The 16,214-nt window shown below is 73.6% G+C and carries 14 protein-coding genes; 9 read left to right on the top strand and 5 right to left on the bottom strand.

Features of this window, described 5'->3' with window-relative positions:
* Positions 1 to 37: 37 nt before the first annotated feature.
* Complete coding sequence (locus tag ASG49_RS06060) at positions 38 to 1,321, top strand: TIGR00300 family protein (protein WP_056538379.1); 1,284 nt, start codon at positions 38 to 40, stop codon at positions 1,319 to 1,321.
* Positions 1,322 to 1,344: 23 nt separating this feature from the next.
* Here ASG49_RS06060 and ASG49_RS06055 read toward each other — a convergent pair whose 3' ends face one another.
* The 5 genes from ASG49_RS06055 to ASG49_RS06035 are packed head-to-tail and all read right to left on the bottom strand — an operon-like array spanning position 1,345 to position 5,337.
* Positions 1,345 to 2,289, bottom strand: a complete 945-nt coding sequence (locus tag ASG49_RS06055) for an ROK family protein (protein WP_056538376.1) — start codon at positions 2,287 to 2,289, stop codon at positions 1,345 to 1,347.
* Positions 2,289 to 3,242, bottom strand: a complete 954-nt coding sequence (locus tag ASG49_RS06050) for an ROK family glucokinase (protein WP_056538371.1) — start codon at positions 3,240 to 3,242, stop codon at positions 2,289 to 2,291. The genes ASG49_RS06055 and ASG49_RS06050 overlap by 1 nt, the downstream gene beginning before the upstream one ends.
* Positions 3,239 to 3,712: a hypothetical protein gene (locus tag ASG49_RS06045; RefSeq protein ID WP_056538368.1), complete on the bottom strand. Its 474-nt coding sequence runs from the start codon at positions 3,710 to 3,712 to the stop codon at positions 3,239 to 3,241. The genes ASG49_RS06050 and ASG49_RS06045 overlap by 4 nt, the downstream gene beginning before the upstream one ends.
* A complete protein-coding gene (locus ASG49_RS06040; RefSeq protein ID WP_235561922.1) occupies positions 3,709 to 4,893 on the bottom strand; it encodes an ArsA family ATPase in 1,185 nt (394 codons plus the stop codon). The genes ASG49_RS06045 and ASG49_RS06040 overlap by 4 nt, the downstream gene beginning before the upstream one ends.
* A 6-nt stretch (positions 4,894 to 4,899) precedes the next feature.
* A complete protein-coding gene (locus tag ASG49_RS06035) occupies positions 4,900 to 5,337 on the bottom strand; it encodes an SRPBCC family protein (protein WP_056538365.1) in 438 nt (145 codons plus the stop codon).
* Positions 5,338 to 5,483: 146 nt separating this feature from the next.
* Between ASG49_RS06035 and ASG49_RS06030 the strand changes: the two genes are divergently transcribed.
* The 8 genes from ASG49_RS06030 to ASG49_RS05995 all read left to right on the top strand — a co-directional run bounded on the left by ASG49_RS06030 (position 5,484) and on the right by ASG49_RS05995 (position 16,047).
* Positions 5,484 to 7,328, top strand: a complete 1,845-nt coding sequence (locus ASG49_RS06030; protein WP_056538362.1) for a long-chain fatty acid--CoA ligase — start codon at positions 5,484 to 5,486, stop codon at positions 7,326 to 7,328.
* Between the two features lie 185 nt (positions 7,329 to 7,513).
* Positions 7,514 to 8,260, top strand: a complete 747-nt coding sequence (cpaB, locus tag ASG49_RS06025) for a Flp pilus assembly protein CpaB (protein ID WP_082533815.1) — start codon at positions 7,514 to 7,516, stop codon at positions 8,258 to 8,260.
* A 41-nt stretch (positions 8,261 to 8,301) separates the two neighbouring features.
* On the top strand, positions 8,302 to 9,468 hold the full coding sequence (locus ASG49_RS06020; protein WP_056538356.1) for a P-loop NTPase: 1,167 nt from the start codon (positions 8,302 to 8,304) through the stop codon (positions 9,466 to 9,468).
* Positions 9,465 to 10,973, top strand: coding sequence for a CpaF family protein (locus ASG49_RS06015; protein ID WP_235561921.1), 1,509 nt, complete (start codon positions 9,465 to 9,467; stop codon positions 10,971 to 10,973). The genes ASG49_RS06020 and ASG49_RS06015 overlap by 4 nt, the downstream gene beginning before the upstream one ends.
* Entirely contained in the window at positions 10,970 to 12,910 is a 1,941-nt protein-coding gene (locus tag ASG49_RS06010) for a type II secretion system F family protein (protein ID WP_056538353.1), read from the top strand. Before ASG49_RS06015 ends, ASG49_RS06010 begins: the two co-directional genes overlap by 4 nt.
* On the top strand, positions 12,907 to 13,845 hold the full coding sequence (locus ASG49_RS06005) for a type II secretion system F family protein (protein WP_056538351.1): 939 nt from the start codon (positions 12,907 to 12,909) through the stop codon (positions 13,843 to 13,845). Before ASG49_RS06010 ends, ASG49_RS06005 begins: the two co-directional genes overlap by 4 nt.
* A 3-nt stretch (positions 13,846 to 13,848) precedes the next feature.
* The gene (locus tag ASG49_RS06000; RefSeq protein ID WP_056538348.1) at positions 13,849 to 15,369 is read left to right on the top strand and encodes a sensor histidine kinase; all 1,521 of its coding nucleotides are present in this window, start codon (positions 13,849 to 13,851) and stop codon (positions 15,367 to 15,369) included.
* Between the two features lie 39 nt (positions 15,370 to 15,408).
* Positions 15,409 to 16,047 (top strand): response regulator transcription factor, encoded by a 639-nt coding sequence (locus ASG49_RS05995; RefSeq protein ID WP_056538345.1) that lies wholly within the window; start codon positions 15,409 to 15,411, stop codon positions 16,045 to 16,047.
* Positions 16,048 to 16,214: the final 167 nt, after the last annotated feature.

Genomic DNA, 16,214 nt, shown 5'->3' with positions numbered 1-16,214 from the left:
CGGCCGGCCGCGGTCCCCCACAGCGAGGAGCACGCCCGTGTCGCAGCGGTCCCACCAGGAGAGCGTCGAGATCACCGGCCACCTGATCGACGAGGGCTCGCTGTCGCGGGTGCTCAACGACGTCGGGGAGTACGGCGGCGACTACGTGGTGCACCAGTTCGACATCGGCCACGGCACCGCCGACCCGTCGTACGCCCGCCTCGAGGTGTCGGCGGCCGACGAGGAGACGCTCCAGCGGATCCTGATGCGGCTGCAGACCCACGGCGTCAACCAGGTCGAGCCCGGCGAGGCCGAGGTCGTCCCCGCCGCGCAGGACGGCGTCTTCCCCGACGGCTTCTACTCCAGCACCAACCTCGAGACGCAGGTGCGGGTCGGCGGGCGCTGGTGGACGGTGGAGAACCCCGAGATGGACTGCGGGCTGGTCGTCGAGGGCGACGCCCCGGCCGCCGAGGGTGCCGGTGCGGGCGACGTCGCCGTCCGGACGGTCCCCATGGCCGACGTGCGCGCCGGGATGCGGGTGGTCTGCGGGGCCGCCGGAGTCCGTGTCACGGTGCCGGTCTCGGAGCGCAGCGGCGGGTCGTTCGGGTTCATGGAGTCCGACGTGTCCAGCGAGAAGCCCCAGGCGGTGCTGGTGCGCCAGGTCGCGGACGGCATGCGCGAGGCCAAGGAGGCCGGCCAGAAGGTGCTGTGGGTCGGTGGTCCCGGCGTCGTCCACACCGGCGCCGCGCCGGCGATGGTGGCGCTCGTGGAGGCGGGGTACGTCGACGTGCTGTTCGCCGGCAACGCGCTGGCCACCCACGACATCGAGTCCGCGCTCTACGGCACCTCGCTGGGCATCGACCTCGCCCGCGGGCAGGGCGTCGAGCACGGCCACGAGCACCACATCCGTGCCATCAACACCATCCGCAAGGCCGGCTCGATCCGGGCCGCGGTGGAGCAGGGCGTGCTGACCAGCGGGGTGATGCACGCGCTGGTGACCCACGGCAAGGAGTTCGTCCTCGTCGGCTCGGTCCGCGACGACGGCCCGCTGCCCGACGTCCACACCGACGTGATCGACGGCCAGCGCGCGATGCGGGCCCAGCTCGACGGTGCGGGCTTCTGCCTGATGGTCGCGACCATGCTGCACTCCGTGGCCACCGGCAACCTGCTGCCCGCCTCGGTGCCGCTGGTGTGCGTCGACATCAACCCCGCCACGGTGACCAAGCTGGCCGACCGTGGCTCCTCGCAGGCCCGCGGCATCGTCACCGACGTGGGGCTGTTCCTCGAGCAGCTCGCGATGGAGCTCGTGCCGGGCTACCGGCGCCAGGCCGCGGACGCCTGACCCGCGGCCGGTCTGTCCGCGGGTCAGAGCATGTCGCGGGCGAGGTCGGCCACGCCGACCACCCCGGCGAGCGGACCCAGCCGCGCCCCGACCAGGTCGGGCAGGTCGCGGTGCCCGGCCCCGACCAGGCTGCCGGCCAGGGCCCGACGGGCCGGGGCCAGCAGCAGCTCGCCCGCCGCGGAGACCCCTCCCCCGACGACGACCAGCTCGGGGTCGACCGCGGCGGCCACGTTGGCGGCTCCGACACCGAGCCACCGCCCCACCTCGTCGTACGCCGCGACGGCCGCCGGGTCCCCGGACTGCGCCGCCTCGGTGAGCAGCGGGCCGGACAGCTCCGACCCGGCGGCGGCAGCGGCCCGGCCGAGCGCGCGCCCCGAGCAGTACTGCTCCCAGCAGCCCCGGCCGCCGCACTCGCACAGCCGGCCGTCCGGGACCACCTGCATGTGGCCGAGCTCGCCGGCCATGCCGTTGCGCCCCCGGTGCAGCGCGCCCCCGAGGAGCAGCGCGCCCCCGATGCCGGTGCCCAGGGTGATCATCACGACGTGCTCGGCGTCGCCCGCCACCCCGAAGCGCACCTCGGCCCACAGCGCCGCGTTGGCGTCGTTGTCGACGTGGACCTCGCCGACGACCCGGTGACCGAGGCGCTCGGTGAGCCGGTCGGCCAGGGGCTCGTCGCGCCACGGCAGGTGGGGGGCGAACCGCACCCGCTCCCCCACCGCGTCCACGAAGCCCGCGGCGGCGACGCCCACGGTGCAGCGGCCGTGCTCGCGGGTCAGGGCGTGGATGACCGAGACCAGGGCGTCCTCGACCTCCTCGGCAGTGGCGTCGTCGATGCCCGACCCCTTGCCCGGGGTCGCCGTCGTGGCCGTGTCGACGACCCGCCCGGCCTCGTCGACCACGGCCGCGAGCACCTTGGTGCCGCCGATGTCGACCCCGATGGAGGGGACGCCGACGGCAGGGGTCGCCATCAGCGCCGGCGGGCGAGGTCGGCGACCCCGACGATGCCGCCGGCGTTGCCGAGCCGTGCGCCCCGCACCTCGGCCAGCGGCCGGTGCCCCCGGCCGGTGACGTGCCGGGCGAAGCTGTCGCGGACCGGCTCGAGCAGGAGGTCACCGGCCTCGCTGACGCCGCCGCCGATGACGACCACGTTGGGGTCGAGCACCGCCGTCAGCGTCGCGACACCACGGCCGATCCACTCGCCCAGCTCGACCAGGCGAGCGATGGCGAACGCGTCACCGGCCGCGGCGGCCGCGGTGACCATGGGACCGGTGATCCCGGCGACGTCGCCACCGGCCTCCTCCAGCAGCGCCGCCGCGCCAGGATCGTCGGCCGCGTGCTCACGGGTCATCCGCACCAGCGCGGACCCCGAGCCGTAGGACTCCAGGCAGCCGAGGTTGCCGCAGCCGCACCGGACGCCCTCGGGGACCATCGTGATGTGGCCGACCTCGCCACCCATGCCGAAGCCGCCGCGACCGAGCTCCCCGTCGAGGACGACACCGCCGCCCACGCCGGTGCCGATGGTCAGCATCAACAGGTTGTCGACGTCCTCGCCCGCGCCGAACCGGAACTCGCCCCACGCCGCGGCGTTGGCGTCGTTCTCGATCACGACCGGCAGGTCGAGCTCGCGCTCGAGGTGGGCGCGGAGCGGCTCGTCGCGCCAGGCCAGGTTGGGGGCGAAGACCAGCGTGGAGCGCTGCTTGTCCACGAAGCCGGCCGCCGAGGCGCCGACCGCCTCGACCTCGGCACCGTCCGGCAGCCCGGCCACCAGGCCGCGCACGAGCTCACCGATCGTCCGCACGATCTCGGGCGGGTCCGTCGCCGGGGAGCGCGTCCGCGACCGGGCCAGCACCTGACCGCCCTCGCCGACGACGCCCGCGGCGATCTTGGTCCCCCCGATGTCGACCCCCACCGTCAGCGTCATCGCTCCCCGTCCCACTCCTGCTCGTCCCAGACCGACTCGTCGTCGAGGTCGATCTTCTCCACCTGCTGTCCCTGGCCGTGCGGCGGTGTCGCCAGCAGCGCCGCCGCGGCCTGCACCAGCGAGCCCGCGGCGGCGGTGAGGTGGGTCCGCACCTCCGGGCTGGTCTGCCGCACCACCGAGATCAGCTGGCACACGGGACACCAGCGGCAGTCCGCGCCCCCGGTCGCGAGGTGCTCCTCGGCACTGCGGGCCGCGGCCCCGATGCCCTGGCCCATCCCGGCGACGCCCCCGAGACCGCCGAGGTGGTCCGCGCCCTGGTCGCGGGCCCAGTCCGAGAGCGCGCCGAAGAGCTTGGCGGCCTCCTCGCCCACGCTGCCCACGGGCTCGCCAGCGGGGTCGCGGGAGGGGTCGCCGGAGGGTCCGCCCGGGCCGTCGCCGGGGCCGGTGGGGGGCTCGTTCGCGTCGCTCACACCTGCTCCTCCTGCTCGAAGCGGAACCGTACTCGCAGGACCCCGTCCTCGACGCGCGCGGCGGCGACACGGTGGCGGCGCAGCGCGGCTGGAAGGGCCAGCAACCGGCGGTAGGACCCGACCGTCACGACCAGCTCGTCGCCGTGCCTTGCCAGGTCGACGTCGTCGCGCTGCGCGAACGGCAGCGCGATCCGCAGCTCGGCCCCGGTGGTGGTGCGGGTGATCGTCATCGGGCCGTCGCCGGCGGGCTCGGCGAGCGGGTCCTGGCCGTCGTACGCCGCACGGGCGAAGTCGGCGAGCGACTCGACGCCCACCGGCTCCCCCCAGGAGTACGCCGAGCGCCACACCGGCAACCCGGCGAAGGACTGCCGCACCTCGGCGAGCACCTGCTGCTGCGAGGCCACCCAGCCCTCCCGCCAGGTGTCGCCACCGCCGTCGGGGAAGACGCGGTTGGCCAGCACCCCGTCGACGCGGTAGCCGTAGAGCGACAGCGTCGTCAACGAGCGCCGCGCCTCGGCCACCACGACCGTCTCCGGGGTCAGCACGAGCCGCACCGTGGCGCCCGGCCCCGAGAGCAGCTGCTGCACCTGCTCGAGGTCGCGGTGCAGCCGCTCGACCGCCTCGAAGACCGAGTCCTCCGGCATCGGCACCCCGGCGGCGCGGGTCAGCACGGGACGCAGCGCCCGGACCATGCGGCGCTGCACCCCGAAGACGCGCGTCATGTACCAGCCGAGGGCCTCGGGCAGCGCGAGCAGCCGCAGCGTCTCCGCGGTGGGCGCGCAGTCGACCACGACCACGTCCCAGCGCCCGCTGACCACCTGGTTGCGCAGCTCCAGCAGGGCCAGCACCTCCTCGGCGCCCGGCAGCACGGTGAGCTCCTCGGCCGTGATCGGGTCGACGCCCGCACTGTCGAGCACGGAGAGCAGGTAGCCCTGGATCTCGGCCCACGAACGCTCGAAGCGCCGCTGCGCGTCGACCTGCTGGACCCACAGTCCGGGGTCGACCTCCACCGGCTCGGCGCCGGCCGGCACGCCGAAGGCGTCACCCAGGGAGTGCGCGGCGTCGGTCGAGACCACCAGCGTGCGGCGCCCGGCGCGGGCCGCCAGCACGGCCGTCCCGGCCGCCGACGTGGTCTTGCCGACGCCGCCCTTGCCCGTGAACAGGATGGTGCGCACGTCCACCGGCGCTCAGCCCAGGGACTCGACGCGCTTCTTCAGGCCCTTCAGCGCGGTGTCGATGATGACCTTCTCGGCGCGGCGCCGGAGCATGCCGATGAGCGGGATGCTCAGCTCGACCGCCAGCCGGTAGGTCACCTCGGTGCCACCGTCGACGGGGCGCAGCTCGTAGGCGCCCTGCATCGCCTTGAGCACCTTGCCCTCGACGAGCCTCCAGGTCACCTGCTCGTCGCCGCGCCACTCGTAGGCGAGGGTGTAGGAGTCCTTGATCGGGGTCACGTCGAGCTCGAAGAAGACCTGGTCGGCGCGGCCGTCGGCGCCCTGCTCGACCACCTCGGCGCGCTTCATGCCCTGGGCCCACTCGGGGTAGTGCGGGAAGTCGGCGATGACGGCCATGACGTCGGCGGGCGGGGCCGCGACGACGATGCTGGAGGTGGTCTGCTCGGCCATGGTCCGTCCTGGGTGGTTCGGGGGGTGCGGGCTCGTCAGGCTAGCCGACCTGCCCGGGGCCCTCGCACGCTGCCGTCGCACGGTCGGTGGCCCCGAGTAACGTGCGTCCGGCGTGGTCGAGCAGTCATCGAGGAAGAGGTCCGGCGTTGCGTGAGTACTCCACGGCCCTGGAGGTCGAGGTCCCGGTCGGCAACCTGACCGACGACGTGGTCCGCAACGGCGAGCTGCACCCCGACCGGGTCGCGTTCGCCCGGCCCGTCGACGACGCCTGGCAGGACGTGACCGCCGCCGAGTTCCTCGCCCAGGTCCGCGGGGTCGCCAAGGGCCTGGTGGCGGCGGGCGTCGCGCCCGGCGACCGGGTCGTGCTGCTCTCCCGCACCCGCTACGAGTGGACGCTGCTCGACTACGCCATCTGGTTCGCCGGCGCGGTCACCGTGCCCGTCTACGAGACCTCCAGCGACGAGCAGGTGGGCTGGATCCTGCGCGACTCCGGTGCCGTCGCGGCCGTCGTGGAGTCCCCCGAGCACCGGTCGCGGGTCTCCCGGCTGCGGGGCGACCTGCCCCACCTGCACCACCTGTGGTCCTTCGACGGCGACGCGGTCGGCGTGCTGCGCACCCTCGGCGAGGACGTCGCCGACGCCGAGCTCGAGGCGCGGCGCACGACGGCGGGGCCGGACGACCTGGCCACGCTGATCTACACCTCCGGCACCACGGGACGCCCCAAGGGCTGCCGGCTGACCCACGGCAACTTCCTCCACGAGCTCACCGTGGCCGTCAGCGAGCTCGACGCCCTCTTCGACCCCGCCCCGGGCGACGGCGACGTCGCGGGCGACACCGCCGCCGACCGGGCGGCCTCGACGCTGCTCTTCCTGCCGCTCGCGCACGTCTTCGCCCGGGTGATCCAGGTGGGCTGCGTCCGGGCCGGCGTCCGGCTGGGCCACTCCGCCGACATCAAGCACCTCGTCGACGACCTCGGCGCCTTCCGCCCGACCTTCGTGCTGGCGGTCCCGCGGGTGTTCGAGAAGGTCTTCAACACCGCCTCGCAGCGGGCCGTGGCCGACGGCCGGGGCGGCATCTTCGACCGCGCGGCCGAGACCGCCATCGCGTGGTCGCGCGCCCAGGACGCGGGTCGCGTGCCGGTGACGCTGCGGATGCGGCACCGGCTCTTCGACCGGCTCGTCTACGGCCGGCTGCGCGAGGCTCTCGGCGGCCGCTGCGCCTACGCTGTGAGCGGGGGCGCGCCCCTCGGCGAGCGGCTCGGTCACTTCTACCGCGGCATCGGCGTGACGGTCCTGGAGGGCTACGGCCTCACCGAGACCACCGCCGCCCTGACCGTCAACACCCCCGAGGCCCAGAAGATCGGCACCGTCGGGCGACCCCTGCCCGGCGCCAGCGTGCGCGTCGCCGACGACGGCGAGCTGCTCTTCCGCGGGGGCCAGGTCTTCGCCGGCTACTGGCAGGGCGAGGCGCCCGGCAGCGAGGCCGCCACGGACCCGGTCGTCGACGACCACGGCTGGTTCCACACCGGCGACATCGGGGAGATCGACGACGAGGGCTTCGTCCGCATCACCGGTCGCAAGAAGGAGATCCTGGTCACCGCCGGCGGCAAGAACGTCTCCCCCACCGTGCTGGAGGACCTCGTCCGGGCCCACCCGCTCGTCGACCAGTGCCTGGTGGTGGGCGACGGCCGGCCCTTCATCGCGGCCCTGGTCACCCTCGACGAGGAGGCCCTCCCCGCCTGGGCCGAGCAGCACGACACCTCGCCCCGCGTCGCCGACCTGCTCGACCACCCCGACCTGCTCGCCGACCTGCAGCGCGGCGTCGACGCCGCCAACGACGCGGTCTCGCGCGCCGAGTCGATCCGCGCCTTCCGGGTGCTGCCCGACACCTGGACCGAGGAGGGCGGGCAGCTCACCCCCAGCCTGAAGCTGCGTCGCGCGGTCGTCACGCGCGAGCACGGCGACGACATCGACGCGCTGTACCGCCGCTGACGACGGGGGCCTGCGGGCCACTGGTCTAGTCGGCCCGCGGCTTCGCATCGCGGAGTCCGTATTTCACGGACAAAACGGACTCAACTCGGGCACGCTGTCTCGTGTCGGCGCGACCCCCGCGCCCGGCGTACGAGCAGGGCCGGCGTGGCCTGCTCCTCCCCGGCACCTCGAGGCAGGTCGAAGTCATGGATCGCAGGAAAGTGCTGCTGCTGGTGGCGGCGCTCGTCGCCGCCCTGGGCACGTTGCTGGTCTTCCTCTACGTCAAGGGCGCCGACAGCCGCGCCGACGAGCGCTACTCCGCCGTGCAGGTGCTGCGGGCGACCAAGCCGATCGCCGTCGGCGAGACCGTCGAGGCCGCCCAGGCCGCGGGCAAGATCGCGACCGGCCAGGTGTCCTCCCAGGACGTCCTGCCGGGAGCCCTGACCACGCTCGAGAGCGTGCAGTCCATGGCGGCCACGGTCGAGATCCTGCCCGGTGAGCAGATCGTCGAGACCAAGTTCGGCGCCCCGGCCGAGGGCACCGCGACCACCCTGAGCATCCCCGAGGGCAAGATCGCGATCTCGGTCAACCTCGACGACCCCTCCCGCGTCGCGGGCTTCCTCGCGCCGGGCAACCGGGTCGCGGTCTTCATGGCCGGCAACGACGACAAGGGGCCCTTCAGCCGGTTGCTGCTGCCCAACGTGCAGGTGCTCGCGCTGGGCAACACCTCGACCGAGCCCGTCGCGCCTCCGGCCGAGGGCGAGTCCGAGGACGCCGCGGCCGCCGCCCCCGCGCCGCTGCCGCAGACGTTGCTGACCCTGGCGGTCAGCCAGCGCGAGGCCGAGCGCGTCATGTACGCCTCCCAGAACGGCTCCCTCGCCCTGGGCCTGCTCGACGACGACTCCGAGGTCGCTCCCTCGCAGGGCGTCGACCTCGAGAACCTGTTCGGCTGACCCGTGCCCCCCTCCGTGACCGTTCCCCCCGAGGACACCCGATGACCCTCCTGCTGGAGCTCGACACCGCCGTCGCCGGCGTCATGGCCACGGCGCTGGGCAGCGGCGCACAGGTCCTGACCCGCGCCGACGAGGTCGACGCCTGCCTGGCCCGTCGCGCCGACCCGGCGGTCGTGCTGGGTCCGAGCATCGCGATGGCCGACGCCGCCCTGGTCGCCGAGCGCGTGCGTCGTACCCACCCGGCCACGAGCGTGGTGCTCGTGCGCCACGACCTGCAGCCCGAGCTCTACGCGCAGGCCCTGCAGGCCGGGATCGGGGCGGTCGTCGCCGCCGACGACCCCGACGCCCTGGCCAGCGCCCTCGCCCGCGCCAAGCAGACCTGGCAGGCCATCCACGGCGGCCAGGGCGCCGAGCACGAGGGTCGGGTCCTCACCGTCTTCTCGCCCAAGGGCGGGGTCGGCAAGACCACCATGACCGTCAACCTCGCGCTCGCGCTCACGCGGATGGGGTCGCGGGTCTGCGTGGTCGACCTCGACCTCGCCTTCGGCGACGTCGCCATCACGGTGCAGGTCATCCCGCAGCACACCATCGCCGACGCGGCCGGGTTCGAGGACCGGCTCGACTGGGCGCTGCTCGAGGGCCTGCTGACCTCCCACCCCAGCGGGCTGCAGCTGCTCGCCGCCCCCACCCAGCCCGAGGGACGCGACCGCATCACCCCCGCGCTCGTGCGCCGCATCATCAGCACGCTGCGCCACCGCTTCGACCACGTCCTCATCGACACCCCGCCCGGCTTCGACGACCAGGTGCTGGGCGCCTTCGACGAGACCGACGAGTGCATCATCGTCGCCACCCTGGACGTGCCCACCGTCAAGAACGCCAAGGTGGCCCTGGAGACCCTCGACCTGCTGCACCTCGTCGAGCGCCGCCACCTCGTGCTCAACCGGGCCGACGACGAGGTCGGGCTGACCGCCTCCGACGTCGAGGGCATCCTCGGCATGCCGGTCGCGCTGACGCTGCCGAGCGCCACGGCCGTGGCCAGCGCCACCAACCACGGTGACCCGATCGTGCACGCCAAGCCCGAGCACCCGGTCTCCCGGGCCATCACGGCCTTCGTCCCGGCCGTCGCCGGGGAGCTCGCCCAGGCCTCGACGCCGGGCACCCACGGTCGACGCGGCCTCTTCGGACGCCGCCGGAAGGAGTCGTCGTGAGCAGCCTCAGCGACCGCATCGCCGCCCTCGGCCGGACCGGTGACGCCGCCGCGCCGGCCGCGGAGACCCGCCCGGCCGCTTCGGTCCCCCCCGCGACCGCGCCGACGCGGCACGCGGACGTCGACCGGGCCGTGGCCGACGGCACCGCCCCCGCCGCGCCGACGGCACCCACGCCGTCCCGGCTCACCGCCATGGCCGAGGCCAACGGCGCCAGATCCGGTGCCGAGGACCGGTTCCAGGACCTCAAGGAGCACGTCCACTCCGAGCTGCTCCAGGAGCTCGGCCCCCAGCTCTACGACAGCGACATGACCCCCGCCGACCTCGCGGCCAAGGTCAACGCGGTCCTGGCCGACGTGCTGGCCGCGACCAACCGGCCGCTGACCCGCGCCGACCGCGAGCGGATCACGCTGGACATCTCCGACGACATCCTCGGCCACGGGCCCATCGAGGCCTACCTGCGCGACGAGGACGTCGCCGAGGTCATGGTCAACGGGCCCTACGACATCTGGGTGGAGCGCAAGGGCAAGCTCACCAAGACCGACGGCACGTTCAAGGACGAGGCGCACCTGCGCCGCACCATCGACAAGATCGTCTCGCGCATCGGCCGCCGCGTCGACGAGGCCTCGCCGATGGTCGACGCGCGGCTCCAGGACGGCAGCCGCGTCAACGCCGTGGTGCCGCCGCTGGCGATCGACGGCAGCTCCCTGACGATCCGCAAGTTCGCCACCGACCCGCTGACCGTCAACGACCTGATCCGCTTCGGGTCCCTGACCGAGAGCACGGCCGACTTCCTCGACGCCTGCGTGCGCGGCCGGCTCAACGTCGTGGTCTCGGGCGGCACCGGCGCGGGCAAGACCACCACCCTCAACGTGCTGTCGTCCTTCATCCCGTCCGACGAGCGGATCGTCACCATCGAGGACGCCGCCGAGCTGCAGCTCAAGCAGGACCACGTCGTCCGCCTGGAGTCCCGGCCGGCCAACATCGAGGGCAAGGGCGCGGTGACCATCCGCGACCTGGTCCGCAACTCCCTGCGGATGCGACCCGACCGCATCGTCGTGGGCGAGGTCCGTGACGCCTCGGCCCTCGACATGCTGCAGGCGATGAACACCGGTCACGACGGCTCCATCTGCACCGTCCACTCCAACGGGCCGCGCGACACCTGCTCCCGTCTCGAGACGCTGGTGCTGATGGCGGGCATGGACCTCCCGGTGCGCGCCATCCGCGAGCAGATCGCCTCGGCCGTCGACCTCGTCGTGCACCAGGCGCGGCTCAAGGACGGCACCCGTCGGATCACCCACGTCACCGAGGTGGAGCGCATGGAGGGTGACGTGATCACGCTGCAGGACGTCTTCCTGTTCGACAACTCCGCGGGCTTCGACTCCGAGGGCAAGTCGCTCGGCACGCTGCGCAGCACCGGCCTGCGCCCGAAGTTCCTCGAGAAGATGGCCCACAACAACGTCACCGTCGACCCGCGGGTCTTCTCCACCGGCGGCGGGTTCCGGTGAGGCCGCGCGTCGGCCTCGCCGCGGTCGCGGGCGGGGCGCTGCTCGCGCTGGGCGGCCTCGCCCCCGCCTCGGCCGCCGACGCCGCGGGCGCAGGAGCGAGCATCGACCACGCCGAGGTCCGCCAGGGCGGGGTGCGACTGCTCGTCTCGGTGCCCGCCGACGGCGAGGTCGAGACGAGCGGCGTCGCCGTGGAGGTCGGCGGGACGGCCGCCCGGGCGACGGCCGTCGCGGCGACGGGCAACACCGACGTGCGGCGTACGACGGTGCTGGCGATCGACACCAGCAACAGCATGCGGGGCGAGCGGATCGCCGCCGCCAAGCAGGCCGCGACCCTCTTCCTCGACTCCGCCCCGGCCGACGTCGCCGTCGGACTGGTCTCCTTCGACGACGACGTCGAGGTGCTCGTGGAGCCCTCGCGCGACCGCGCCGCCCTGCGTCGCGCGGTGGCCGGACTGACGTTGACCCGCGACACCGCGCTCTACGACGGGGTGCTGGGCGCCGTCGAGGCGAGCGGCGACGAGGGCGCCCGCAGCCTGCTGGTGCTCTCCGACGGCAAGGACACCACCGACACCCCGCTGTCGCAGGTGCTCAAGACCCTGGCCGAGGAGGACGTGTCCGTCGACGTCGTCTCGCTCCAGCAGGCCGACGCGGCCAGCCAGCCGCTGCAGCTCATCGCCCAGGCCGGCGGGGGCCGGGTCATGGACGCCGACCCGGCCTCGTTGAGCGCCACCTTCGCGGGCGAGGCCGACGCACTGCGACGCCAGCTCGCCGTCGACGTCACCCTCCCCGAGGGCACCGAGCAACAGGCCGACGTGACGGTGACCGTGCCCGTCGACGGGCGGCCCGTGATCGCCAGCGCCTACCTGACGGTCGGGTCGGCCGAGGCGCGGGCGGAGCCGGTCGAGGCCCCCGCGGCCGCCGGCCCGGTCGCGGCCGCCGGGCCGCGCATCGACCTTCCCCCCTCCGCCGTCGGCGTCGGTGTCGGGGCCATCGGGCTCGGGCTGCTCGGCATCGTGGCGGCGTTGTTCCTGGTGCGCCCGGGCGCGTCCAAGGACGAGAAGCTGCGCAAGCAGCTCGAGGCCTACGGCGTGTACGGCGCACCCCGGGTCGACCAGGCCGCGCCCGGCGACCAGGGCCTCGGTGCCCAGGCCCGCAGCGTGGCCGAGAAGGCACTGGCCGGCAACGAGGGCCTCGAGGCCAGGATCGCGGCCCGCCTCGACGCCGCCGGCATGTCCCTGAAGCCCGCCGAGTGGCTGCTCGTCCACGCCGGGACGACCGTCCTGGCCGCCGTGCTCGGGATGCTGCTCAGCCGCGGCAACATCCTCGTCGCGCTGGTCTTCCTCGCACTCGGGGCGGTCGGCGGATGGCTGTTCCTGGGGCTGAAGAAGTCGCGACGGCTCAAGGCCTTCTCGTCCGGCCTCGCCGACACCCTCCAGCTGATGTCGGGCAGCCTGTCGGCGGGTCTGTCGCTGGCCCAGTCGGTCGACACCATCGTCAAGGAGGGGGCCGACCCCATCGCCGGCGAGTTCCGACGCGTCATCGTCGAGAGCCGGCTCGGCGTGCCCCTGGAGGAGTCGCTGGGCGGTGTCGCCGAGCGCATGGAGAGCAAGGACTTCGAGTGGGTCGTGATGGCCATCCGCATCCAGCGCCAGGTGGGCGGCAACCTGGCCGAGCTGCTGCTCCAGGTCGCGGCCACGCTGCGTGAGAGGGAGTACCTCCGCCGTCACGTCCTCGCCCTGAGCGCCGAGGGCCGGCTCTCGGCCTGGATCCTCGGTGCGCTGCCGCCCATGTTCCTGCTCTACCTCTCCCTGAGCAACCCCGACTACGTGAGCGTGCTCTACACGACTCCCATCGGCTACGTCCTGATCGGGCTGATGGCAGTGCTCCTCGTCGTGGGCTTCACCTGGATGATGAAGGTCGCGAAGGTGGACATATGACGACGCTCGTGCTGGCCGCGGGCATCGGCCTGATCTTCCTCAGCCTGTTCCTCGTCCTCGGCGCCGTCGGCGGACTGACGAAGGAGGCCACCGGCGTCGGTCGCTCGCTCGAGGTGCTCGAGGCGATGACCTCGGTGCCCGACGACATGCGCGCCGAGGGCGACGCCTCGTTCGCCGAGCGCGTGCTCGTCCCGCTGCTGGCCCGCACCCAGGGGATCGGGCGCCGGATGAGCCCCGCCGACGCCCACCTGCGGGTGCGCGAGAAGCTGGAGAAGGCGGGCAACCCGGCCGGGTGGACCGTCGACCGGGTGATCGCCGGCAAGGTGGTCGGATTCGTCGTCGCCCTCGCACTCTCCCTGCTGCTGCTGGTGCTGATGGGCACGTCGTTCCCGGTGACCCTGGGCCTGGTGGTCGTGTTCGCGCTGATCGGCTACAGCACCCCCGACCTCTACCTCTACCAGCGCGCCCACGACCGCAACGAGCAGATGCAGAAGGCGCTGGCCGACGCCATCGACCTGTTGACCATCTCCGTGGAGTCCGGGCTCGGCTTCGACGCGGCCGTGGCCCAGGTGGCCAAGAACACCGAGGGCCCGCTGTCCGACGAGTTCGCCCGGATGCTGCAGGAGATGCAGATCGGGCGCGGGCGCGCCGAGGCGCTGCGCTCGGTCGGCGAGCGCACCGACCTGCCCGACGTACGCACCTTCGTCGGCGCCATGGTGCAGGCCGATGCGTTCGGCATCCCGGTCGGCCAGGTGCTGCGGGTCCAGTCCTCGGAGATGCGGGTCAAGCGCCGGCAGTGGGCCGAGGCCGCGGCACAGAAGGTGCCCGTGAAGATCCTGGTCCCGCTGATCTTCTGCATCCTGCCGTGCCTGTTCATCGCGGTCCTCGGGCCGGCCGGCATCTCCATGCTGGGGACGTTCTCGGGCAGACTCTGACCCGTGACCGACATCGGCCGCGTGGCGCTGGCCGCTCGCGTCTTCACCCTGGCAGCGCTCATCCCGCTGACGGTCCTGGCTGGTGCCGAGGACCTGATCGGCGTCGCCGTGGTCGTGGCCACCGCGGTGCTGGCGCTCCTCGCCGGGACCCGCACGAGCTGGTCGCAGACGGTCGTCGCGCTGCTGGAGGCGGCTGTCGTCGCCGTCACGGCCGCACTGGTCTTCCCCGACCACGCCACCGTCACGCCCTACCTGGTGGTCCCCGCCCTCGTCGCCGCGCTCGACAGCGGCCGGCTGGGGCTCACCCGCGTGGTGGTCCTCGAGCTGGCCGTCATGGTGCTCGCCCGGCTGGGTGTGGTCCGCGACTGGAACACCGAGTTCGCGACCAACGCGCTGATGTGGCTCGTGACCGGCATCGGCCTCGGCCTGCTGGGCAGCACCCTGCGCACGGCCCAGGCGACGACCGACACCGACTCGTCCTACCGCAGCGCCGTGGGCCTGATCCGTCGGCTCGAGGCGCTGGCCGGCAGGCTGAGCGGCGGCCTGGACGCGGTGGGCATCGCCGAGCAGGTGATGGAGGAGGCCGACGAGACCGTTCCGCTCCGCGCCGCCGGCGTGTTCACCCGTTCCGCCACCGGGGCCATGGTCCCGCTGCGCTACACCGCCGGCACCGAGCCCGGCGCGATGATGTGGGCCGAGGAGCTCTCGGCCCGGTGCTGGGAGTACGAGGCGATGATGCTGCGCGAGCGACGGCTGGCGCTGCCGCTCGTCGCCAACGACGAGACCATCGCGGTGCTGGTCGTGGAGGCGCTGCGGCCCGTGGAGTCGGCGGACGCCCTGGCCCTCCGCACGCGCCTGTCCCGGCTCGCCGTCCAGCTCCAGGCCGCCCTGCTCTTCGGGCGGGTGCGTGACAGCGCGACCGCGCAGGAGCGGCAACGCATCGCCCGTGAGGTCCACGACGGGGTGGCCCAGGACGTCGCCGGGCTGGGCTACCTCGTCGACAACCTCGCCTCCGGGACACGCGACCCCGACCAGCTGGACCGCATCGTGGAGCTGCGCGAGGAGGTGACGCGGGTGGTGGCCGAGCTGCGCCACTCGATCTTCGACCTGCGTCACGAGCTGGCGGCCAGCTCCGGGTTGGGCGAGAGCCTCTCGGCGTACGCCAACCAGGTCGGGACGACCTCGACGATGACCGTGCACGTCACCCTCGACGAGGAGGGGCCTCGGCTCCCCCGCGACCAGGAGTTCGAGCTGATGCGGATCGCCCAGGAGGCGATGAACAACGCCCGCAAGCACTCCGGCGCCGCCAACCTGTGGCTGCGGTGCACCGTCCGGGCGCCGTTCGCCGAGGTCGAGGTTCGCGACGACGGCACCCGCGGCCACCGACCGCGCGCGGACTCCCAGGGCCTGAAGATCATGCGCGAGCGCTCGGTGGCGATCGGGGCCGAGCTGGGCATCGAGGCCCCGACCCCGCAGCGCCCCGGCACCCGTGTCCAGGTCAGGGTCGGGGCGCCCGCGCGGTAGCGTCTCGACCGGAGGCCGGGCTCCCTGCCCGCGTGAGCGATGACCACGGTGCTGCTGATCGACGACCACGAGCTGATCCGCCAGGGTCTCGCCGGAGCGTTCGCCCAGGACGACCGCTTCGAGGTGGTGGGCCAGGCCGGATCGGTGGCCGACGGTCTCGCCCAGGTCGAGCGGCTGCGGCCCGACGTCGTGGTCACCGACGTGCGGCTCCCCGACGGCTCCGGCCTCGACGTGGTGCGCACGCTGCGCAAGGAGGACAAGCAGATCGGGCTGGTGGTCCTGACGATGTACGCCGGCGACGAGCAGCTGTTCGCGGCCATGGACGCCGGCGCGTCGGCCTTCGTCGGCAAGGACGCCCCCACCTCGACGGTCGTCTCCGCCGCCAAGCAGGCCTCGGTGGCACCGCTGACCTTCACCTGCACCGGGCTCGCCGAGGCGATGATGCGCCGGATGCGCTCCGGCGCCCCGCGCCTGACCGACCGCGAGCGGCAGGTGCTCGACCTGCTCGCCGAAGGGCTCGGGGTCAGCCAGATCGCCGCCAAGCTCTACCTCAGCGAGTCCACGGCCAAGAGCCACATCGGCCGCATCTACGACAAGCTCGGCGCCGCCAACCGGGCCCAGGCCCTGGTCACCGCGATGCGAATGGGCCTGATCGCCGACGCGACCCCGCCGGGCTGACCGAACGGCCATCCCGGCACGGGGTCGGGTAGTCCGTCCGGACTACTCCGCAAATGACCCATAATGGTCACGATGAATCGTCCGTGAGCACGATGTCCGGATCTGTCCGATTTGGGAGAGTTATCCCACTGGCCTCCCGGTCAGCACGACAACACTCGCTGCTCACG

The organism is Marmoricola sp. Leaf446, from assembly GCF_001424755.1.
GTDB lineage: Bacteria > Actinomycetota > Actinomycetes > Propionibacteriales > Nocardioidaceae > Marmoricola.
Note: the sequence above shows the minus strand (reverse complement) of the source record. Positions and strands in the feature narration are given on the sequence as shown.

Coding starts and splice junctions, on each gene's coding strand:
- ASG49_RS06055 (WP_056538376.1), bottom strand. CDS start 2,289: ATGGCGACCCCTGCCGTCGGCGTCCCCTCCATCGGGGTCGACATCGGC.
- ASG49_RS06050 (WP_056538371.1), bottom strand. CDS start 3,242: ATGACGCTGACGGTGGGGGTCGACATCGGGGGGACCAAGATCGCCGCG.
- ASG49_RS06035 (WP_056538365.1), bottom strand. CDS start 5,337: ATGGCCGAGCAGACCACCTCCAGCATCGTCGTCGCGGCCCCGCCCGCC.
- cpaB (WP_082533815.1), top strand. CDS start 7,514: ATGGATCGCAGGAAAGTGCTGCTGCTGGTGGCGGCGCTCGTCGCCGCC.
- ASG49_RS06020 (WP_056538356.1), top strand. CDS start 8,302: ATGACCCTCCTGCTGGAGCTCGACACCGCCGTCGCCGGCGTCATGGCC.
- ASG49_RS06005 (WP_056538351.1), top strand. CDS start 12,907: ATGACGACGCTCGTGCTGGCCGCGGGCATCGGCCTGATCTTCCTCAGC.
- ASG49_RS05995 (WP_056538345.1), top strand. CDS start 15,409: ATGACCACGGTGCTGCTGATCGACGACCACGAGCTGATCCGCCAGGGT.